This window comes from Streptococcus sp. KHUD_015 (assembly GCF_051106265.1).
GTDB lineage: Bacteria > Bacillota > Bacilli > Lactobacillales > Streptococcaceae > Streptococcus.
Genome location: NZ_CP193665.1, coordinates 1,742,350 through 1,762,743, shown reverse-complemented (window position 1 = coordinate 1,762,743; position 20,394 = coordinate 1,742,350). Strand labels below are relative to the sequence as shown.

The following is a 20,394-nucleotide window of genomic DNA, read 5'->3' as shown; positions in this document are numbered from 1 at the left end:
TTTCTATGTCCCCTCGTAGTTAGCAAGACCTTGAGCATTTTAGAAAGAGGAATCTATGTCAACGAAATATATTTTTGTAACTGGTGGTGTGGTATCGTCTATTGGGAAAGGGATTGTGGCAGCAAGTCTGGGCCGTCTCTTGAAAAATCGTGGTCTCAAAGTAACCATTCAAAAGTTTGATCCTTATATCAATATCGATCCGGGAACTATGAGCCCTTACCAGCACGGGGAAGTTTTTGTGACAGACGACGGAGCTGAGACAGATTTGGACTTGGGTCACTATGAACGTTTCATCGATATCAATCTCAATAAATATTCCAACGTGACAACTGGTAAAATTTACAGTGAAGTTCTTCGTAAGGAACGCCGTGGAGAATACCTTGGGGCAACTGTTCAGGTTATTCCTCATATTACAGATGCTTTGAAAGAAAAAATCAAGCGTGCTGCTCTAACGACTGACTCTGATGTCATTATCACAGAGGTTGGTGGAACAGTAGGAGATATCGAGTCCTTGCCATTCCTAGAGGCCCTTCGTCAGATGAAGGCAGATGTGGGTGCGGATAATGTCATGTATATCCATACAACCTTGCTTCCTTACCTCAAGGCAGCTGGTGAAATGAAAACCAAACCAACCCAACACTCTGTCAAAGAATTGCGTGGCTTGGGAATCCAACCAAATATGTTGGTTATTCGTACAGAAGAGCCAGCTGGTCAAGGAATTAAAAACAAACTAGCCCAGTTCTGTGATGTGGCACCAGAAGCCGTTATCGAATCGTTGGATGTTGAACACCTTTACCAAATTCCATTGAACTTGCAGGCGCAAGGTATGGACCAAATTGTCTGTGATCATTTGAAACTAGACGCACCAGCAGCGGATATGACAGAATGGTCAGCCATGGTGGACAAGGTCATGAACCTCAAGAAACAAGTTAAGATTTCCCTTGTTGGTAAGTATGTTGAGTTGCAAGATGCCTACATTTCTGTGGTTGAAGCCTTGAAACACTCTGGTTATGCCAACGACGCAGAAGTTAAAATCAATTGGATCAATGCCAATGATGTGACAGCAGAGAATGTGGCAGAGCTTTTGTCTGATGCGGACGGAATCATCGTACCAGGTGGTTTTGGTCAACGTGGTACGGAAGGGAAAATCCAAGCCATCCGCTATGCACGTGAAAATGATGTTCCAATGTTGGGTGTCTGCTTGGGAATGCAGCTGACTTGTATCGAATTTGCTCGTCACGTTTTAGGACTCGATGGTGCCAATTCTGCAGAGCTTGCACCAGAAACAAAATACCCTATCATTGATATCATGCGTGATCAGATTGATGTTGAGGATATGGGGGGAACCCTTCGTTTGGGACTTTATCCATCTAAGTTGAAACGTGGCTCTAAGGCTGCGGCTGCTTATCACAATCAAGAAGTGGTGCAACGCCGTCACCGTCACCGTTATGAGTTTAACAACGCCTTCCGTGAGCAGTTTGAGGCAGCAGGTTTTGTCTTCTCAGGAGTTTCTCCAGACAATCGTTTGGTCGAAATCGTGGAAATTCCTGAAAATAAATTCTTTGTAGCGTGTCAGTATCACCCTGAACTGTCAAGCCGTCCAAATCGTCCAGAAGAACTCTACACTGCCTTTGTGACTGCAGCAGTTGAGAACAGTAATTAGCCAAATCAGAACCTTTGAGAAGAATCTCAGAGGTTTTTTGCTTGCATATTTAGGATATGAGTTGCAAAATAAAAACATAGTGATATAATTAACATAAAAAATCCTAAGGAGGAACTACAATGAAAAAAATCACACTATTTAGTTTAGCTTTAACAGGCCTAGCTTTGCTAGTTTCACCTCATTCAGGGCAGGCATTTGAGCTTAAAGAAGAATGGGTTGTTAAGTGTGGAGTACAGTATCAAGACGGCAAGATTCTTCGGTTTAACAATGGTCATGAAGTGGATATCAAAGTCTTGGATTTGCCAAAAACTGAGAAAATCGAGTGGACGGTTAGTCTCAATGGTCAAGATCAGACTGTCAATTTCCTAGGTCAAGAAAAGGACAAGTCTATGATGAGTGTAGAGGGGCGTTACCTGAATTTTTACGTACCTTATGGCTATGGAGGAGATATCAAGGTCGAGGCTAAGAGCGGAAACGAAGTGAAGATCTGGTCAACGAAAGTTGTGGATGATATTCATAATGATAGTGGAAAGAGAGGTTACTACCGTATTGAAGAATCAAATGATCAATACACCTACCTCGATGCTAAATGGGATTATCACACCAAGACTTACACTGCTACTTTACCAGAGACTGTCAATGGTCAAAAAGTCTTTGCTTGGGCAGACTATGATAATGGCGAGTTGAAACTTGAAAAACTAAAATTTATCAGTCATAAATATGATGATGGAGGATCTTTCAAAGAACTTTATCCGATTGTAAAAGCAGAAAGTTGGCTAAAATCAAATCAAAACTGGTACTATCAAAAACAAGGTCACTTAGTGCAGAAGGATTGGATTTATGACAAGGGAACTTGGTACTTTATGAATGATAAAGGAGTCATGTTCAATCAAACTTGGCTTTATCAAGGTGGTAACTGGTATGCCTTTAAATCATCAGGAGCCATGATTGCTAGTGATTGGATTTACGACCAAGGCAAGTGGTACTATTTATCAACTTCAGGAGCTATGAAAGCAAGCGCTTGGGTTTATGACAAGGGAGACTGGTATTATGTAAGTTCTTCTGGTGCCATGCTAGCGAATGATTGGGTCAAAGATAATGGCAAGTGGTATTATCTAGCTTCATCAGGTAAGATGCTTCGCAATACCTACACACCTGATGGTTATTACGTTGGCAACTCAGGTGCCTGGCAATAAGAATAATACTTTTCGAAAATTTCTTTAAACCACGTCAGCTTTACCCACAACCTCAAAACAGTGTTTTGAGCTGACTTCGTCAGTTCTATCTACAACATCAAAGCAGTGCTTTGAGCAACCTGCGGCTAGTTTCCTAGTTTACTCTTTGAGTATAAGAAGTCCTTTTCCTTAAGGGAGGGGGCTTTTTACTTGCTTTTCTGCTGCTTCCTCATTTGTCCTAAAGCCTTTTTTGTGTTAAAATGAATGGTATGAAAGCTAAAAAAATGTGGATGGCAGGTCTGGCTCTGCTTGGTATTGGGAGCCTTGCCCTTGCTACGAAAAAAGTTGCAGATGACCGTAAGCTCATGAAGACTCAGGAAGAGTTGACAGCGATTGTGCGAGACCATTTTTCAGACATGGGGGAAATTGCGACTCTCTATGTTCAAGTTTATGAAAGCAGTCTAGAGAGCTTGGTTGGTGGCGTCATTTTTGAGGATGGCCGTCATTATACCTTTGTCTATGAAAATGAAGACCTAGTCTATGAGGAGGAAGTCTTATGATACAACCAGCAAGTTTAGAAGAATTGGCATCTTTAGTAGAAAAAGACGGTAAGAAGGTTTTCCTTTTTGTGGCGGACTGGTGTGGCGATTGTCGTTATATCTATCCTGCCTTGCCAGAAATTGAGGAGACCAATCCAGAGTTCACCTTTATTCGAGTGGACCGAGACCAGTATATGGATTTGGCCAAACTCTGGGATGTTTATGGAATCCCCAGCCTTGTTGTTCTAGAAAAGAACAAGGAAATCGGTCGTTTTGTCAATCGCGACCGTAAAAGCAAGCAACAAATTAACGATTTTTTAGCAGGACTGAAATAGGAGAAAATAGAAACAATGATTTTTACATATAATAAAGAACATGTCGGCGATGTCCTTATGGTCATCGTGAAAAATAGCGGAGATGCCAAACTGGATGTAGAACGTAAAGGCAAGGTAGCCCGTGTCTTTCTAAAAGAGAATGGAGAAACAGTAGCTTGGAATATTTTTGAAGTTTCAAGTTTGTTTGAAATTGCAGAGCGCGGTCAAGTCTTTTTGACAGATGAGCAAGTAGCTCGTTTGAACCAAGAATTGCAGGCGGATGGTTTTGCAGAAGAAATTGTTAATGACAAGGAACCTAAGTTTGTTGTTGGTAAAATTGTCGAGATGGTAGCTCATCCAGATAGTGACCACCTCAACATCTGCCAAGTTGCAGTCGCAAGTGACAAGACTGTACAAATCGTTGCAGGAGCTCCCAATGCGCGTCTTGGCTTGAAAACCATTGTAGCTCTTCCTGGAGCAATGATGCCAAAAGGCAATCTCATTTTCCCAGGCGAGCTTCGTGGAGAAAAGAGTTTTGGCATGATGTGTAGTCCTCGTGAATTGCATCTGCCAAATGCTCCGCAAAAACGTGGTATTATTGAATTATCAGAAGACCAAGTTGTTGGAACTCCATTTGATCCAGCTAAGCACTGGACTGTTTAAGAAGTTGTCAGTATCTGATAGACCAGATAGAAGGAAATAAGATGGCAAAAAATGTAGTGATTACAGGAGCGACATCAGGAATTGGTGAAGCGATTGCGCGTGCTTATCTGGAGCAGGGGGAGAATGTCGTTCTAACAGGACGGCGGATAGACCGATTAGAAATTCTCAAGTCGGAGTTTGCAGAAACTTTTCCAAATCAAATCGTCTGGACCTTTCCACTGGATGTGACGGATATGACCATGGTCAAGACTGTCTGCTCTGATATTCTAGAAACGATAGATCAGATTGATATTCTGGTCAACAATGCCGGACTGGCTCTAGGTTTAGCACCTTATCAGGACTATGAAGAGTTGGATATGTTGAACATGCTGGATACCAATGTTAAAGGTTTGATGGCAGTCACTCGCTGTTTCTTGCCAGCAATGGTAAAAGCCAATCAAGGACATATCATCAATATGGGCTCAACCGCAGGAATTTATGCCTATGCAGGTGCAGCAGTTTATTCAGCTACCAAGGCAGCGGTTAAGACCTTTTCAGATGGTCTGCGAATTGATACCATCGCAACGGACATCAAGGTGACAACCATTCAGCCAGGGATTGTCGAAACAGATTTCTCTACAGTTCGTTTTCATGGTGACAAAGAGCGTGCTGAGGCGGTCTATCAGGGAATCGAAGCCTTGCAAGCTCAGGATATTGCAGACACAGTGGTCTATGTGACCAGTCAACCTCGTCGTGTGCAGATTACAGATATGACCATTATGGCCAATCAACAGGCAACAGGTTTTATGGTTCATAAAAGCTAAAAAATTTTCTCGAAAAGTTACAAATTTCTGTAACTTTTTTTGATTTCCTACGAATAGATAAGTAGGAGGAAAAAATATGTATAATAAAGTTATTTTAATTACTTTGACTAAAATACAGAAACACGCTAGACCCTTTAAAAATCTAGCGTTAGCGTCATATCATCTTTTGTGACAACTATTTCTTTTATGATATTTTTGACAATTTTCGAAGCATCTTCGTAGCTCATTTTTTCAACATCAAAGTCTTTCAGTAACCGTGTTAGCTTTCTCTTTCTAATGCTCATTACATTTGATTTTTGGTTTTCTAGTTGTTCTTCCAGGAACTGTCTTTCTGTTTTTATTTTAGCGTTTTTCTCGTCCAGTTCTTTTCGAGTGATAATTTCATCCAGATACAATTCTGTTAGTTTTGAGACTTGCTTATTTATCCGTTCGAGTTGTTTCTTTATCTCTTCAACTTTAATGGTTTCTTCTTTCTTGGCAAGTGTTTCGTTTCTATATTTTGGATTTAACTTTAGTCTTTCTAGCTCCTTAATTACGTCCTTTTCTAGTTCCTCTTGGGAATACCACCCAGATTCACATCTTTTCTCTAAATCTTTACTGTGACGGTTTCGGCATTGGTATTTATGATGTGAGATTCCGTTCTTATCTTTTCTTGTATACTTCAATCCAAGTGACGCACCACAATATCCACATTTCATCAATCCTGAAAGCATATATTTGGCTCTGAATGGTCTGGGGTTGTTGTATTTTTCAAGCGCTGAAATCTGTCTTTTTTCGACCTCTAACTGGACTAAATCGAATAATTCTTGGGTAATGATTGGCTCATGTTGCCCCTCGTAGACCTTATCTTTGTACTTTACTTTTCCCAAATAGGTTTCATTTTTCAGCAAGTATTTAGTGATAGTTTCGCCCCAAGGTCTTTTTCTTCCAACGTGACCTTCAGCGTTTAAGTCTCTGATGATCTTGACCACTGACTTACCGTTCAAGTATTCCGTGAAAATACGGTTGACAACGAGCGCTTGGGTTGGATTGACTGTTAGGATGCCAGTTTCTTTCGAGTAGTCGTAGCCAAACGGGATAGTAGTCCAAGACATGGATTTTCCATTCTTTGCCCGTCCTTCTTTTCCTAACATCATGCGCTCTTTAATCTGCTCTCTCTCAAGCTGGGCGAATACTGAAAGCATACCAATCGAAGCCTTGCCAAAAGGTGTAGAAGTGTCAAAGTTCTCTTGCAGGCTGATGAATGACACGTCATTCTTGGTAAATACATCTTCAATCAGGAATAGAGTGTCTTTCTGGCTACGGCTCAATCTATCCAACTTATAGACAAGTACGATATCAATTTTTTTGCGCTTAGCATCTGAGATTAAACGTTCCAATTCAGGTCTTTGAGTGTTAGCACCAGAGAAGCCACCATCAACGTAGACATCGTAGATTTTCCAGTCTTTGATTTTGCAGTAAGCTTCAAGCTTATCTTTCTGTTCATCTATCGAGTAGCCTTCCTCAGCCTGAGATGAAGTCGATACTCTGACGTAGATTGCGACTTTATTTTGCATTGATTTTTACCTCATTTCTTGATAAAATGGGTATAAGAAAAAGAGCTTTTTAATGCTTTTTTTCTTACCACTAGCCTCACGCTCAGACTCGCCAAAGTTTGAGAGCGTGGGGCTTTTTTGAGTTATTTCCAAAATGGAAACAGTTGGTTTATTTATCTCTATATACGCTGACAACCTCCCCAATAGTTCGGATGTCGTCTTCTTCTGTTAGGTGGATTTCTTCATAGCTATTGTTGAGGCTTTGCAAGTACCAACCGCCGTTATAGTCACGTTTCAGCTTTTTAACAAAGTTTTTACCATTGATTTGGAAAATACCGATGTCGTTGATATCTACCTGATTTGTGACTTTGATAAAGAGCAGGTCATTATCTTCAATCATTGGTTCCATGGAGTCACCAGCCACTTTTGCGATGGTGTCGTAGTCTTCAGGGACATCTTCAGCTCTGAGCTTCACTTCCATGTGGAGGTTATCCTCTTGGAAAGTTCCGTGTCCTGCTGCAACCAAGCCTTCTACGTAGTCGGTGATATAGTCTTCATCTTGAGACTTATCAAAGATAGAGACAATCTTAGAGCTGTTTTGTTCTTCTAGTTGTTCCTTGGCATAGTCAAGGACTTTTTCTTGTTTAGGCTCTTCTAGCTGGTTGTAGATGGTTAGGATTTCAGGATGTGAGTCGGGAGTATCATTGAAGTAATCTAAAGGTACATCAAAAAAATCAGCAATAATTTTTACAGAAGATAATCTAGGCTCTTCTTTATTATTTTCCCATTTAGAAATTTTTCCTTTATTAAAATTAATGGTATTAGGATATTTTTGGTTTAAAGCATCAGCTAACTCTTCAAGAGTTAATTTATTATTTTTTCTAAGTTCTCTTATTTTTGTACCAATCATTTATTTTCCCTCTCTTTTCTTAATGATATAATAGCACAAAAGTTTCGATTTCGCAAATATTTTTTAAAAAAATAAAAAAAGTTGTTGACAACGAAACAAAGTTAGTTTATACTAGAACCATAAAACAAAGTTGCGAAAACAGCAACTTGGAAAGGAGGGACTATGGAAGCTGTTATGACGATAGATAAAGCATATCTAAATTTGAAAAGCATAATTGTTTCAAAAGGAATGAAACAGAAAGAGATTGCTGAAAAATTAGGTATGGATAAGTCAACGTTCAACATGAAAGTAAATCGTTACCGTGGACGTGATTTCACATTTTCGGAAGCTAGCGAACTTTCAAAAATACTAGATGTCAAGATGGAAGATTTCTAGTAATTTTTTTAAAAAGAATGTTGCGAAAACAACAACATAGAAAGGAGTATGGAATGAGTGAGCTAGGACTAATCATAGTAACAAGCGTAAATGTGGTTTGTGCTGTAATAAATCTATTTTGCTTTATTAAAGATAGGATGGATTGATTTAGATTTAGAAAGATAATGAATTTGTCTGTTGGTCTTGACCTTGATAGTATGTGGAGGTTCGTTAAGGTAGTATGACAACTTTTCGAACGAGTATGGATTTAATTCTATTTCATCTTCAAATGGTGTAGAGTACCAATCTACGTTAAACAAGGTCTGTGTACTACTAATCAAACCAAAAGGGTCTGATTTTTTCTCAGGAAGAGCAATAGCTGGATTAAATCCGTTGTCAAAAATTTCTTTTCCGTTTTTGTCAAACAGTTGGATATTCTTGATTACGACATTTGAGTTGGATTGGTTAGACAAAACAAAACTGTATTGATAACAGGAGTATTCGTTCATTCTCTTTTTATGGAATTTAGAAATACTCAATTTCACTCTATTGACTTTCAAAGAGTAAATCAAGCTAACAACACCAGTAATAGCACCAAGCCAAGCGGCAGAAATATTCAAAATATCAATCAAACTAAACATCCGAATTACCTCGTTTTTAATTTCATTATACCATAAACAAAAAGGAGGACGGAAATGAGACCAAGACGATATCCGTATAGTGGAGAAAAAGAGTCCGCCTTTGTGAAGGCAGACCCTAAATTAGTAGAAAAACTTTTAAGAAACACTAGTTTTCTTGAGCGTTTACAAAAAAAGCCTATCAATTTTCAGATAGACTTAGAAAAATTCAAGCGTCTTAGCTATGAAGCCATTCATGATACTTCTCAAGTAACTCAATTCTGACTATATTATAGCAGAAATGGAGATTAGAAATAGAAAGGAGGACGGAATGAGTGAACTAGTATTATCAAATGATCCTAGTCAAATCGAACTGGAAATTAAACGATTTCTATCCGTTCCTTTAAAATTAAAAATTTTACGAGAATGTTTGTTATATTTGTTCTTCAAAATGGCTAATGATACGACAGATATAACGGTAGAGAAGTCTACCGTACATTCTAGCGATGGAACAAGTAAGACAATCTATACAGTAACTGTATATGACTAAGAAAAAAAGCACCTGGCAAAGTCAGGTACTCAACGGAAAGATTAGAGGAGTAGAAAAGATTATGGCAGATTTTATTTCGGAAAAAGGTTTGAAAAACTCTATACCAGTTGCAGAGATAGCTACAGCAGTTATTACTCTATCAAACGGCAAGAGAATAGAAGTGACGAATCCTGTAATGCAAATTGTTGAATTATTCCGATTTGTTGAAAATCCTAAAAATAGATTTTTAAATATAGGTGGCGTTATGGTTAATATCAATCAAATAGCGACTATGAAGTGGATTGATAAGAATCCTTTTAAAGGCGATGTATAGGCGGAGTTTGTCAGTTTGGACATACTCAACAGATTTTAATAAGTAATTTTTAGATTTAAGGAGAAAAAACAATGGATAAAACATATGAAGAACTACAACAAGAACTAGTAGCAGCAGGCATGAAACGTAGCGAAGAAGTGAAAGCAATGAATACTGAGTTCGCTACTAGGTTCAATGAATTGATTAGCTGGGCGGCGGATTGGTGTTTAACTTTCCACGACATGGATAACCTTAAAAAGTTAGACTGGAATATTGACCGCATTACTATCCCATTTAAAAACGAAACAGAATTATATAAAGCTATTCAAAAAGCTATCCAGTATGAGATTAAAAAACGCACACTAGATAGCTACTTGAAGCAACAAAATTAGACTAACTCAATCTTTTTCACATTTTTAGATTGGTAGATTATTTCTGGTTCTGCAACGTTGTAAAAGAACTCGCCCATGCGCAAAATATCTACAAAACTAAATAACAGACCACAGTTTGGGTGTCTAAATAGCGATGCTTTGTTTACTGGCAAGTGCTTATCGTCGTTTTTATTGAATGTTTGAAAAGTCATTTCTTCATGAAATACGACTACAGAATCATCAGTAAACGTTACTTTAATCTCAGGCATTATATCCCCTCCTTTCTATGGAAACTTTGACTAAAACGGTGAGAGGTCATATTCAAAGTTATTATAGCAAACTAGGAGAAAACGACATCGGTCTTGAGACTGATATAGGAGGTTGAATGGAAGATAAAGTCATAGAACTTGCTGATTACTTCATCAGCGAATCTACAACGTACAGAGAAGCTAAAATAGCATGTGAGAAGCTATTGAAACAAGTCAGCCATGAGATTGAACTCAGGGCGATGGAAAGTAAGACAGTTTGACAACAACGCAAAAAGCACCTGACGGGAATCAGGCGCTCAACAAAATTATTCAAAGTGATTATATCACGAAAGGGGCAAAAATGAAAGTAACAGTGTATGCTTACGGTCGAAAATTAGACCCAGATGAACCAATTATTGTTCCAGAAGGACATCGATTTTATGATGTATTACGTGGAATTGTAGATGAAGCGTTAGATAAAGAAGAAATTGCGTAAGGAGAGAAAAGAGATGTTTGAACCACCGATTTTAAATCAATTAATGGGAGTAGGAGGTTTGCTGATTGGATTTGTGGGAATTTGTCGTCATATCAAATTGCAAGAAAAACGCGAGGAAGAAGAAAGACGAGAAGAGCAAGAATTTGCGTCTATGATTATCCAAGGGTACAACCATGCATACGAACGTGGTAGAGAGGCACAGCGCCAAGAAATTCGCAAGAATATTCGTAGAGAGTTCCCTGGATTCACATTTGACAATGAACCGCCTGTAGGATTGCGACCAGAACCTCTAGCGTTACCAGAGCCACGGAGAGCACGATATGCAAATCGTATGGGATAGACAAGCATGGGATTTATCCACTTGCAAGCGTAGAGAGAAAATGCGTGACCTTGAAATGATGGCGCATATGCAACATGAAATCGATGATCTCAAGAAACGATTGCAACAAGAACAATCTTTAAGAAAAAGATTAGAAGCAGAGAATTTCCAATTAAAACTAAGGAGAAAATAATGAACAGAAAATATAAAACCAAAGGAACACAAGAACCAACACCACGTATCAGAGTAGCTCGCGAACACTATGAGCGTATTATAGACATCGCGAATGAGTGCGATATGAAATTAATTGACGTTTTAAACCAGCTACTTGATTTTGCTCTTGAATATGCGGAAGTTGAAGAGATTCAAATACCTGTCAAATCTTTAAGAGTTGGAGGAGAAAAAGATGGTAACGATTAATAAACTAGAAATCGAAAACGTCAAGCGCGTTAAAGCGGTCAAATTAGAGCCATCAGCGACTGGTTTAACCATTGTCGGTGGAAATAACAACCAAGGGAAAACAAGCGTGCTGGACGCGATTGCTTGGGCGCTAGGAGGCAACAAGTACAAACCTAGCCAAGCACAGCGCGAAGGAAGTACAATCCCGCCAAGTTTGAAAATCACGCTGTCAAATGGCCTGATTGTGGAGCGTAGCGGAAAGAATAGCACTCTCAAAGTCATTGACCCAAGTGGTAACAAGGCTGGGCAAAACTTGCTGGATAGCTTTGTGGAAGAACTAGCTATCAACTTACCAAAATTCATGGAGCAGACCAGCAAAGAAAAGGCTAAAACTCTGTTACAAATCATCGGAGTTGGCCCGCAGTTGGCTGAACTGGAAATGCAAGAAAAGGCCAAGTATGACGAGCGCCACGCAATCGGTGTGATTGCTGACCAAAAGGAGAAGTTCGCAAAAGAACAACCGTACTACCCAGACGCACCGAAAGAATTAGTCTCTATCGCTGAGCTTATTCAGCAGCAACAAACTATCCTTGCTAAGAATGGCGAGAATGCTCGTAAGCGTCAAAACTTGGTATCTATCCAAGCACAACACGCTTCAGCAACTGCAGAGGTCGAACGACTGGAGCAATTGCTGGCTGACGCAAAAGCAAAAGAAAGTCAGTTAGCTCAAGACTTGGCTATCGCGAATACCGATGCCATGGACCTTCTCGATGAATCAACTGAGGAGATTGAAAACAACATCGCAGAGATTGACGAAATCAATCGTAAAGTGCGTGCTAATCTGGACAAGGATAAAGCAGAAGAAGATGCCAAGGGCTATCGCGAGCAATATCGTGAATTAGACCTTGTTATTGCTGACATCCGCAAACAGAAGACAGACTTGCTCACCAATGCAGATTTGCCGTTGCCTGGTTTGTCCGTGGATGATGGCGAATTGCTCTATCTTGGCCAGCGCTGGGATAACATGTCTGGTAGTCAGCAACTACAGGTAGCGACTGCAATCGTGCGTAAATTGAAGCCAGAATGTGGCTTTGTGTTGATTGATAAGCTGGAGCAAATGGATCAGCAGACTTTGCAAGAATTTGGTTCATGGCTTGAGCAGGAAGGATTGCAAGCAATCGCGACTCGTGTATCAACAGGAGATGAATGTAGCATCCTGATTGAAGACGGGTATAGCGTGAAGCCAGAAGTGACACAAGCACCTAAAACATGGCAAGGTGGATTTTAAAAATTAAAGGAGAACAATCATGAAACAGCAAAAAACTTTTATCGTATTACGTGACAAAAAAACAGGATATTTTTTATCAGATTATAAAAATCGGACAGGTCGTCTAGCTTATGAAGCAAGCTGGGTAGAATGTGTAAACGATGCTTTAATTATTCCAGAAGATTACTTGATTAAAGAAGAAAATAGATACAAAGGAATGGCTCGTATTTTTGAAGCCGAGTTACTTCGTGTAAAAGCTGAATTCTTAATTGAAACATTAGACGGAAAAGAACCTAACGAACCGCTTCAGAATGTTGATGATATCAATAAAGAAAAATTTTTACGCTCGCTAGTAGAAGGAATTTTTAGAGGTGAATAATGCAAATCACAAGAGGAAAACGGGCGCGAGCTCAAAAGGTAGTTATCTACGGTCCGGAAGGAATTGGCAAGTCCACATTTGCTGCTGAATTTCCAAATGCGGTCTTCATCGACACGGAAGGCTCGACTGATAACATGGATGTAGCACGATTAGACAAGCCGACCAGCTGGACCATGTTGATCAATGAAATTGCCTTCATTAAGGCTAATCCGACAGAATGTAGGACTCTCGTCATCGACACAATTGACTGGGCGGAATCCATGGCAGTTAATTACATCTGCTCTCAACATGGAAAGCAAGGTATTGAAGATTTTGGCTGGGGCAAGGGGTACACTTATGTCCAAGAAGAGATGGGACGTTTCTTGAATAACTTGTCTGACTTGGTAGATATGGGTATCAACGTGGTATTAACTGCGCACGCTCAGATTAAGAAATTCGAACAACCTGATGAAATGGGTTCCTATGATCGGTACGAGTTGAAGCTTGGTCAAAAGACAGGGTCTAAAACCGCACCGCTTGTAAAAGAATGGGCAGACATGGTTCTATTTGCCAATTACAAGACCTTGGTCATGACGACTGATAATGGCAAGAAAAAAGCCCAAGGCGGTGAGCGTGTGATGTATACCAACCATCGGCCGGCTTGGGATGCTAAGAACCGTCATGGGTTACCTGACGAAATGCCATTTCATTACGCTGGAATCGCTCATATCTTTGCGAGTCAACAAACGCAACCTATTCCACAAAAAACTCCAGTAGCTCCAGCACCCCAGCAGACCGTACAACAAACCCCTGAGCAAGTTCAAGAAGAATTGCCTCTCGATATGTCGCAGGTAGCCGAAAAACCTCAAAATGAAGCTCCTAGCACGCCACAGACACCACCTGAGCAATATCACACGAACTTGCCAAAGAGTTTGACAGACCTCATGGCGCAAGGGAACGTGACAGAAGAAGAACTTCAAAAAGTCGCTTACATTCGCGGGCATTTTCCACTAGGGACTCCTATTGAAAGCTTCCCGACGGATTACTGGGATATGATTGTCGCTCATTGGCAAGCAACTGTGGAAGTTATTGAAAATCAAGTTAGAAAAGAACCAGAATTGCCCTTCACGGTGTAGATTTTGGGAATTAGAAATTATAGCAAGATATAACAAGAGGTATCTATGAAAGATAAAACAATTAAAATCGACTTATCGAAAATTGCGAATACAGCCTTACAAGAGAAGGTTGATAAAGAGTTAGAAAAAGTCCTTGATAACATCCTGGATCCAAATACGGAAGCTAAGGCAACTCGTAAGGTTACTATCACGCTAACGATGTCAACAGATGATGAACGTACTGTCGTTAAGACAGGTATGGAAGTCAAATCTACTTTGGCACCGCAGAAAGGTGTCGCAACAACTGTCATTGTCGGTCGTGATGATGCTGGTAAAATCCACGCTAATGAACTTAAAAGTGGTATCCCTGGTCAAACCTACTTTGATGACAATGGTGATATGAGAACAGATACTGGGGAACTTATCGAAAAAGTCGAACAACAAAATACAAATATTATTGATTACAACAAAAAGAAAGCAGGTAACTAACCATGACAGAAAATCTTAAAGAAGCATTATCTTATGCAGTTGAATTAGCAGAAAAAGAAAATAAAATTATTTCTTCATCAAACGGAAAGGAATATTTTGACATCAATAAGCATGACTTCAGAGAGCTTAGACCTCGCAAATATGCGCCGATTCTTGAGCTTCAAACACTCAAAAGTTTAGTTGACTATCTCAAGTCAGATAACGATTTTATCGGTAGCCGTAGACTTGTAGTGGTGGTAGAAAGTTATCAAAGAGTTTCTGTGTATGATCAAGTCGATGTTGAATATGGCAAACGTCCTCAACTTGTATCTGTAAAGGCATCTGTTCCAGTTATTCCCTTTAGTAATTGGTGTAATCAGGAAGAGTTTAATATTATGTTGCAATCTATGTTTATCAATGATGCAGATCGCAATCTAGTTTTAGATTTTGCTAGTCACTTAAAAATCGAAAAAGGAGCAGAGGCTCAAGATAACGGCGTTACACAAACGGTGACTGTTCGTGATGGTGTAGCAAGTCTAGCACAGGCTAAGACTCCAAATCCAGTAACCTTACGACCATATCGTACCTTCAACGAAGTAGAACAACCAGCAAGTCAGTTTGTGTTCAGAGTTAACAAATCAGCAAATCTAGCTCTCTTTGAAGCGGACGGCGGCAAATGGAAATTAGATGCTGTTAAAAACATCTCAGATTATTTAAAAAATGAACTTGCAAACAACGATAAAATCACAATTTTAGCATAAGGAGAAAAACAACATGACACAACAACAATACAACAACTTTGAACGCGAATTTGGATGGGAAGATACGATTGAAAAAGACTCGGAATACGTCCTACTACCTGACGGTTTATACCACTTTACAGTAATCGGTATGGAGCGTACACGACACACGCCAAATCCACAAAATCCCGGGAAATTGCCAGCGTGTAACAAGGCTATCGTCAGCATCAAAATCGTAGCTAACGAAGGTGAAACAGAACTGCGTCACAACCTATTCTTACACAGCTCAACTGAAGGAATGCTGTCTGCTTTCTTTGCTGCAATTGGCCAAAAGAAAAAAGGCGAACCACTTCGCATGAACTGGAACACCATCATCGGTGCAACTGGTGTATGTAAAGTCGGAACTCGACAATACAAGGAAAATAATTATAACGAAGTTAAGTCCATGCTCTATCCTGAAGATGTTGATTACACAAAAGTATTGAACCAACAACCAGGACAAGTTACACAAGGAAGCTACCAGCAAACACAGCAGCCGAATTTTGCGCAACAACCACAAGCTGGATACCAAGCTGGGCAATTCTAGGAGGTAAGGGATGGCAGGTAAGTTAAGAAATGACTTGACCTCCAAACGATTCGGTTTCTTGAAAGTTCTTCGCCGTTCCCCCGATAAAGGGGGCGGCAAGAAACCAGTCGTTAAATGGGAATGTGAATGCAAATGCGGTAAAAATATAACTGTAAAATCTGATTCTTTGTTATCTGGCCACACCGTTAGTTGCGGATGTAAAAAAAAGATACACGGCAAAAGTAATAAAGAACGTTTATATCAGACATGGAAGAATATGCGCCAACGTTGCAACAATCCCAATCGTTCTGATTACAAACGATATGGCGGTCGAGGTATTAAAATATGCGATGAATGGAACGACTACAATACTTTTAGAGATTGGGCGTTGTCTAATGGATACTCTGATAACTTATCTATTGATAGGATAGATGTTAATGGTAATTATGAACCATCTAATTGTAGATGGGTGGATGGTATCATTCAAGCAAATAATGTTCGAAATAACAGAATAATCACTTTCGAAAATAGCACTTACACCATGGCTGAATTTGCCAGAAAAATCGGAATTAGCTATTCTGCATTACAACACAGATTGGATAGAGGTTGGTCTATAGATAAAATAGCTCAAACTCCTCAAAGAGGTGTTTGATATGGAATTAAGAAAGTATCAACAGGAAAGTATTAACTCTATTCAGAAGGAATGGGACAACGGCAGAAAGCGCACTTTGTTGGTTCTTCCGACGGGCTGTGGTAAGACTGTGGTTTTTACTAAATTAGCTGAAGAAATGGTTAAGCAAGGAAAAAGGGTTTTAATTTTAGCACACAGAACAGAATTGTTGGAACAAGCTTCTGATAAATTATTTAAAATTACAGGCTTAAAGACTGCGTTGGAAAAAGCTGATAGTACAGCTATAGGCTCTTGGTGCAGGGTTTCAGTTGGTTCAGTGCAAACATTACAACGTGACAAACGTTTAAATCAATTCCCTAAAGATTACTGGGATGTGATTATTGTCGATGAGGCTCATCATATTTTGTCTGATGGATATATGAAAGTAATGAAATATTTCGATGTTGCTAATGTTCTCGGCGTAACAGCAACGCCAGATAGATCTGATATGCGCAACCTTGGTTCCTACTTTGACAGTCTCGCTTATGAATATTCGCTGGTACAAGCTATCAAAGAAGGATACTTATCTAAAATCAAGGCTTTGACAATTCCGCTCAGCTTGGATTTATCAAATGTCAGCATGTCGGCAGGTGATTTCAAGGCTAGCGATATCGGAACGGCATTAGATCCATACTTAGAACAGATAGCAGATGAAATGGTCAAGCAATGTGCAGACCGCAAGACGGTTGTATTCTTGCCATTGGTAAAGACCTCGCAGAAGTTTCGCGATATCCTAAACGCAAAAGGATTTCGTGCTGCTGAAGTCAATGGAGAGTCCAAGGACCGTGCCGAAATTTTAGAAGATTTTGAAAAAGACCGCTACAATGTGCTTTGTAATTCGATGTTATTGACTGAAGGGTGGGATTGTCCATCAGTAGACTGTGTAGTTGTGCTAAGACCTACTAAGGTACGTGCCTTATATAGCCAGATGGTGGGGCGTGGTACTCGTTTGCATCAAGGAAAAGAAGAACTACTCTTACTGGATTTTCTTTGGCATACTGAACGACACGAGCTATGCCGACCAGCTCACTTGATTTGTGAAACTCCAGAAGTAGCTCAAAAAATGGTTGAGAACATGGAAGAGCAAACTGGTGTAATGCTTGACCTTGAAGATATGGAAGTCAAGGCTGCAGAAGACGTAGTCGCTCAACGCGAGGAAGCTTTGGCCAAACAATTGGAAGAAATGCGTAAGCGTAAACGCAAATTAGTGGATCCATTGCAATTTGAAATGTCTATCCATGCTGAAGATTTATCAAACTACGTACCTAACTTTGGATGGGAGATGGCACCTGCTAGTGATAAGCAAATTAAAGCTCTTGAGAAATACGGCATACTTCCTGACGAAATCGCGAATGCTGGAAAGGCTGCTTTATATTTAGATAGATTACACAAGCGACAAGCGGAAGGTTTAACAACACCTAAACAAATTAGATTGCTCGAAAGATATGGTTTCAAAGATGTGGGAATGTGGCCATTCGAAGAAGCTAAAAATATGATTAATCGCATAGCAGCTAATGGTTGGAGAGTTCCAACAAGCGTGCGACCAGCTGAATATGTACTAAATTAAGAAGGAGGAGATAGTGGCAGAGAATGATTTTAATTTGTTGCCGTTGTTGGATTACATCAATCCTGCCACGGTAGATTATCAGACGTGGGTCAATGTCGGTATGGCTCTTAAACATGAAGGATATACAGCATCCGACTGGGATAACTGGTCACAAAATGATAGCCGATACAAGAAATTTGAGTGTTTCAAGAAATGGGATACTTTCAACGAACAAGCAGGAACTATTGTGACTGGTGCGACGATTACCCAACTTGCTAAAGAAAATGGCTGGGTGTCGCAATCCAGCTACGATAGCGAGAATGCACATGAATTAGGCTGGACCGATACAATAGACCGTGATTATCGTGTTATTGATAAAGACTGGATTGAAGGTAAGGAAATCCATGAGCCAACTATTTGGAACCCGGTTCAGGAGATTATCAAATACCTTGAAACACTCTTCGAGGCCAGTGAAAATGTTGGGTACGTTACTGAATGCTATCCAAAGACTGACGATGAAACAGGCGAGATTGTCAAATGGCTGCCAACTAAGGGAGCTTATGACCGGACTGCTGGGCAATTGATTGAAGCTCTTAGTAAATGTAATGGAGATATTGGAGCAGTGCTGGGTGACTATCACGAAGAAGCTGGCGCATGGGTTCGATTCAATCCGATGGATGGAAAGGGCGCAAAAAATGAAAATGTGACAGATTTCAGATACGCTCTGGTTGAATCCGACAGTATGCCAATCGATAAGCAAAACGCCATTTACAAAGAACTTGAATTACCGATTGTTGCTTTGGTGCATAGCGGAAACAAGTCACTACATGCCATCGTCAAAGTAGATGCCAAGAACTACGAAGAATACCGTAATAGAGTTGATTATCTTTACAAGATTTGCCAGAAGAACGGAATAGTCGTTGATACACAAAACAGAAATCCAAGCAGGCTATCACGTATGCCAGGGTTCATCCGAAATGGTCAGAAGCAATTTTTGGTAGATACTAACATTGGTAAGGTTGACTGGGACGAGTGGTATCAATACATCGAAGATTTGAACGATGATTTACCTGACCCTGAAGGATTGGCCGATAGTTGGGATAACTTGCCAGAGTTAGCTCCTGAGTTGATAAAAGGTGTCCTTCGTCAAGGTCATAAGATGCTGATTGCTGGACCGTCTAAGGCTGGTAAGTCATTCGCATTAATCGAGATGTCTATTGCAATCGCAGAGGGTAAGGATTGGCTCGGCTGGAATTGTACCCAAGGACGTGTGCTATACGTCAATCTGGAATTAGACCGTCCGTCTGCTTTACATCGCTTTCGTGATGTTTATCAAGCGATGAAGTTAGCACCGCAGAACATCAATAACATTGATATTTGGAATCTTCGCGGAAAAACGGTACCGATGGACAAGCTAGCGCCCAAACTCATCCGTCGAGCTTTGAAAAAGAACTATATCGCAGTTATCATCGACCCAATCTATAAAGTATTGACTGGAGACGAGAACAGCGCAGACCAGATGGCACACTTTACGAACCAATTCGACAAGGTAGCAACAGAGTTAGGATCTAGTGTTATCTACTGTCACCACCACTCAAAGGGTTCTCAAGGTGGCAAGAAGTCCATGGACCGTGCCAGTGGCTCTGGTGTATTTGCTCGAGATCCTGACGCGCTCATTGACTTAGTAGAGCTAGAAGTATCAGAAGAATTGCTTACTCAAAGACTGAATCAAGCAGCGTGTGAAGTATATAAACAGGCTTTGCAAGAGCGAAATAATGCCTATTATCAACAAAATGTAGGACTAGATGACCTCTTGAGCCCAGCGCAGATGAGAACGCACTTTGAAAAAGGCATTCCTGATGTCATGGCTCGCGCTCCGTATGTAGACAAGCTCGAAGAAGCTCGCAACAAGATTCAGATAGCAACTGCATGGCGTGTTGAGGGTACGCTCCGAGAGTTTGCCAAATTCAAGCCAGTGAACATGTGGTTCAGCTATCCAGTACATACACTTGATGAATCAGGCGTGTTAGCAGATATACAGGTGGAGGAGAGTAACAGTTATATGAAGAAAGCAGCAGCCAATGCAAGAGGAGGTCGAAAATCTAAAGAGGAAAACTTAAAGGAACGGAACAAGAAACTCGAGACGGCGTATAGTGCACTTTTTGATGGAGTTTCACCAGTGACCGTGGAAGAAATTCAAGAATATTTTGGAGTGAAAAGTAAAAAGACAGTGGAAAATTATGTTGAAGAACATGAAAGTTTTGACATCAAAAACGGTATTGTTTTCACTATAAAAGAAAAGGAAAAATAGGAAAAAGTTACAAAGAATTCTTTAGAAAAGTTCTAACTTTTTCTTTTCTCAAAATAGAAAAAACTGTGTATTTTTCTTTTCCTGTCAAATCTGGAAAAATAGGAAA

General features: G+C 40.0%; 29 protein-coding genes. 25 read left to right on the top strand and 4 right to left on the bottom strand.

Features of this window, described 5'->3' with window-relative positions; all coding sequences use genetic code 11:
* Positions 1–55: 55 nt before the first annotated feature.
* From ACORHU_RS08325 to ACORHU_RS08300, 6 genes are all read left to right on the top strand, one after another.
* Positions 56–1,663, top strand: a complete 1,608-nt coding sequence (locus tag ACORHU_RS08325; protein WP_434364296.1) for a CTP synthase — start codon at positions 56–58, stop codon at positions 1,661–1,663.
* Positions 1,664–1,782: 119 nt separating this feature from the next.
* Positions 1,783–2,859, top strand: coding sequence for an N-acetylmuramoyl-L-alanine amidase family protein (locus ACORHU_RS08320; protein WP_434364295.1), 1,077 nt, complete (start codon positions 1,783–1,785; stop codon positions 2,857–2,859).
* A gap of 239 nt (positions 2,860–3,098) precedes the next feature.
* On the top strand, positions 3,099–3,398 hold the full coding sequence (locus ACORHU_RS08315) for a DUF4651 domain-containing protein (RefSeq protein ID WP_001013971.1): 300 nt from the start codon (positions 3,099–3,101) through the stop codon (positions 3,396–3,398).
* Positions 3,395–3,712 (top strand): thioredoxin family protein, encoded by a 318-nt coding sequence (locus ACORHU_RS08310; protein WP_033679738.1) that lies wholly within the window; start codon positions 3,395–3,397, stop codon positions 3,710–3,712. Before ACORHU_RS08315 ends, ACORHU_RS08310 begins: the two co-directional genes overlap by 4 nt.
* Positions 3,713–3,727: 15 nt before the next feature.
* Positions 3,728–4,354: a YtpR family tRNA-binding protein gene (ytpR, locus tag ACORHU_RS08305; protein WP_434364293.1), complete on the top strand. Its 627-nt coding sequence runs from the start codon at positions 3,728–3,730 to the stop codon at positions 4,352–4,354.
* A gap of 41 nt (positions 4,355–4,395) precedes the next feature.
* Positions 4,396–5,157 (top strand): SDR family NAD(P)-dependent oxidoreductase, encoded by a 762-nt coding sequence (locus ACORHU_RS08300; RefSeq protein WP_434364292.1) that lies wholly within the window; start codon positions 4,396–4,398, stop codon positions 5,155–5,157.
* Between the two features lie 134 nt (positions 5,158–5,291).
* Here the strand turns inward: ACORHU_RS08300 and ACORHU_RS08295 are convergent, their stop codons facing one another.
* Both ACORHU_RS08295 and ACORHU_RS08290 read right to left on the bottom strand, forming a co-directional pair.
* Positions 5,292–6,713, bottom strand: a complete 1,422-nt coding sequence (locus ACORHU_RS08295) for a recombinase family protein (RefSeq protein ID WP_434364291.1) — start codon at positions 6,711–6,713, stop codon at positions 5,292–5,294.
* Between the two features lie 148 nt (positions 6,714–6,861).
* On the bottom strand, positions 6,862–7,602 hold the full coding sequence (locus ACORHU_RS08290) for a helix-turn-helix domain-containing protein (RefSeq protein ID WP_434364289.1): 741 nt from the start codon (positions 7,600–7,602) through the stop codon (positions 6,862–6,864).
* 162 nt (positions 7,603–7,764) lie between these two features.
* Here ACORHU_RS08290 and ACORHU_RS08285 point away from each other — a divergent pair, with 162 nt between their 5' ends.
* On the top strand, positions 7,765–7,977 hold the full coding sequence (locus ACORHU_RS08285; RefSeq protein ID WP_000388578.1) for a helix-turn-helix domain-containing protein: 213 nt from the start codon (positions 7,765–7,767) through the stop codon (positions 7,975–7,977).
* A gap of 113 nt (positions 7,978–8,090) precedes the next feature.
* Here the strand turns inward: ACORHU_RS08285 and ACORHU_RS08280 are convergent, their stop codons facing one another.
* Positions 8,091–8,597: a hypothetical protein gene (locus tag ACORHU_RS08280; RefSeq protein ID WP_434364287.1), complete on the bottom strand. Its 507-nt coding sequence runs from the start codon at positions 8,595–8,597 to the stop codon at positions 8,091–8,093.
* A 54-nt stretch (positions 8,598–8,651) separates the two neighbouring features.
* Between ACORHU_RS08280 and ACORHU_RS08275 the strand changes: the two genes are divergently transcribed.
* The 4 genes from ACORHU_RS08275 to ACORHU_RS08260 all read left to right on the top strand — a co-directional run bounded on the left by ACORHU_RS08275 (position 8,652) and on the right by ACORHU_RS08260 (position 9,807).
* Positions 8,652–8,858, top strand: coding sequence for a hypothetical protein (locus tag ACORHU_RS08275; RefSeq protein WP_434364286.1), 207 nt, complete (start codon positions 8,652–8,654; stop codon positions 8,856–8,858).
* A 46-nt stretch (positions 8,859–8,904) separates the two neighbouring features.
* Entirely contained in the window at positions 8,905–9,123 is a 219-nt protein-coding gene (locus ACORHU_RS08270) for a hypothetical protein (protein WP_434364284.1), read from the top strand.
* Positions 9,124–9,184: 61 nt separating this feature from the next.
* Positions 9,185–9,436 (top strand): hypothetical protein, encoded by a 252-nt coding sequence (locus ACORHU_RS08265; RefSeq protein ID WP_434364282.1) that lies wholly within the window; start codon positions 9,185–9,187, stop codon positions 9,434–9,436.
* 71 nt (positions 9,437–9,507) lie between these two features.
* Complete coding sequence (locus tag ACORHU_RS08260) at positions 9,508–9,807, top strand: hypothetical protein (protein WP_434364280.1); 300 nt, start codon at positions 9,508–9,510, stop codon at positions 9,805–9,807.
* Here the strand turns inward: ACORHU_RS08260 and ACORHU_RS08255 are convergent.
* Complete coding sequence (locus tag ACORHU_RS08255; RefSeq protein WP_414303997.1) at positions 9,804–10,055, bottom strand: hypothetical protein; 252 nt, start codon at positions 10,053–10,055, stop codon at positions 9,804–9,806. The two genes, ACORHU_RS08260 and ACORHU_RS08255, sit on opposite strands and share 4 nt — an antisense overlap.
* 116 nt (positions 10,056–10,171) lie before the next feature.
* Between ACORHU_RS08255 and ACORHU_RS08250 the strand changes: the two genes are divergently transcribed.
* The 14 genes from ACORHU_RS08250 to ACORHU_RS08185 are packed head-to-tail and all read left to right on the top strand — an operon-like array spanning position 10,172 to position 20,288.
* On the top strand, positions 10,172–10,315 hold the full coding sequence (locus ACORHU_RS08250; RefSeq protein ID WP_023947995.1) for a hypothetical protein: 144 nt from the start codon (positions 10,172–10,174) through the stop codon (positions 10,313–10,315).
* Entirely contained in the window at positions 10,312–10,530 is a 219-nt protein-coding gene (locus tag ACORHU_RS08245) for a hypothetical protein (protein WP_434364277.1), read from the top strand. Before ACORHU_RS08250 ends, ACORHU_RS08245 begins: the two co-directional genes overlap by 4 nt.
* A gap of 13 nt (positions 10,531–10,543) precedes the next feature.
* Complete coding sequence (locus ACORHU_RS08240) at positions 10,544–10,870, top strand: hypothetical protein (protein ID WP_434364275.1); 327 nt, start codon at positions 10,544–10,546, stop codon at positions 10,868–10,870.
* Positions 10,851–11,042: a hypothetical protein gene (locus tag ACORHU_RS08235; protein ID WP_081574882.1), complete on the top strand. Its 192-nt coding sequence runs from the start codon at positions 10,851–10,853 to the stop codon at positions 11,040–11,042. The genes ACORHU_RS08240 and ACORHU_RS08235 overlap by 20 nt, the downstream gene beginning before the upstream one ends.
* Positions 11,042–11,269, top strand: coding sequence for a hypothetical protein (locus ACORHU_RS08230; RefSeq protein ID WP_434364273.1), 228 nt, complete (start codon positions 11,042–11,044; stop codon positions 11,267–11,269). Before ACORHU_RS08235 ends, ACORHU_RS08230 begins: the two co-directional genes overlap by 1 nt.
* Positions 11,256–12,536 (top strand): AAA family ATPase, encoded by a 1,281-nt coding sequence (locus tag ACORHU_RS08225; RefSeq protein ID WP_434364271.1) that lies wholly within the window; start codon positions 11,256–11,258, stop codon positions 12,534–12,536. The genes ACORHU_RS08230 and ACORHU_RS08225 overlap by 14 nt, the downstream gene beginning before the upstream one ends.
* A gap of 19 nt (positions 12,537–12,555) precedes the next feature.
* Complete coding sequence (locus tag ACORHU_RS08220; RefSeq protein ID WP_434364269.1) at positions 12,556–12,894, top strand: hypothetical protein; 339 nt, start codon at positions 12,556–12,558, stop codon at positions 12,892–12,894.
* Positions 12,894–14,009 (top strand): AAA family ATPase, encoded by a 1,116-nt coding sequence (locus ACORHU_RS08215; RefSeq protein ID WP_434364267.1) that lies wholly within the window; start codon positions 12,894–12,896, stop codon positions 14,007–14,009. The genes ACORHU_RS08220 and ACORHU_RS08215 overlap by 1 nt, the downstream gene beginning before the upstream one ends.
* A gap of 45 nt (positions 14,010–14,054) precedes the next feature.
* Positions 14,055–14,477: a hypothetical protein gene (locus ACORHU_RS08210; RefSeq protein ID WP_049515385.1), complete on the top strand. Its 423-nt coding sequence runs from the start codon at positions 14,055–14,057 to the stop codon at positions 14,475–14,477.
* Positions 14,478–14,479: 2 nt separating this feature from the next.
* Positions 14,480–15,217, top strand: coding sequence for a hypothetical protein (locus ACORHU_RS08205; RefSeq protein WP_434364265.1), 738 nt, complete (start codon positions 14,480–14,482; stop codon positions 15,215–15,217).
* A 13-nt stretch (positions 15,218–15,230) separates the two neighbouring features.
* A complete protein-coding gene (locus tag ACORHU_RS08200) occupies positions 15,231–15,782 on the top strand; it encodes a hypothetical protein (protein WP_434364263.1) in 552 nt (183 codons plus the stop codon).
* 10 nt (positions 15,783–15,792) lie between these two features.
* Positions 15,793–16,413, top strand: coding sequence for a hypothetical protein (locus ACORHU_RS08195; RefSeq protein WP_434364261.1), 621 nt, complete (start codon positions 15,793–15,795; stop codon positions 16,411–16,413).
* Position 16,414: 1 nt separating this feature from the next.
* Positions 16,415–17,998, top strand: a complete 1,584-nt coding sequence (locus tag ACORHU_RS08190; RefSeq protein ID WP_434364259.1) for a DEAD/DEAH box helicase — start codon at positions 16,415–16,417, stop codon at positions 17,996–17,998.
* 13 nt (positions 17,999–18,011) lie between these two features.
* The gene (locus tag ACORHU_RS08185) at positions 18,012–20,288 is read left to right on the top strand and encodes an AAA family ATPase (protein ID WP_434364257.1); all 2,277 of its coding nucleotides are present in this window, start codon (positions 18,012–18,014) and stop codon (positions 20,286–20,288) included.
* Positions 20,289–20,394 lie beyond the last annotated feature (106 nt).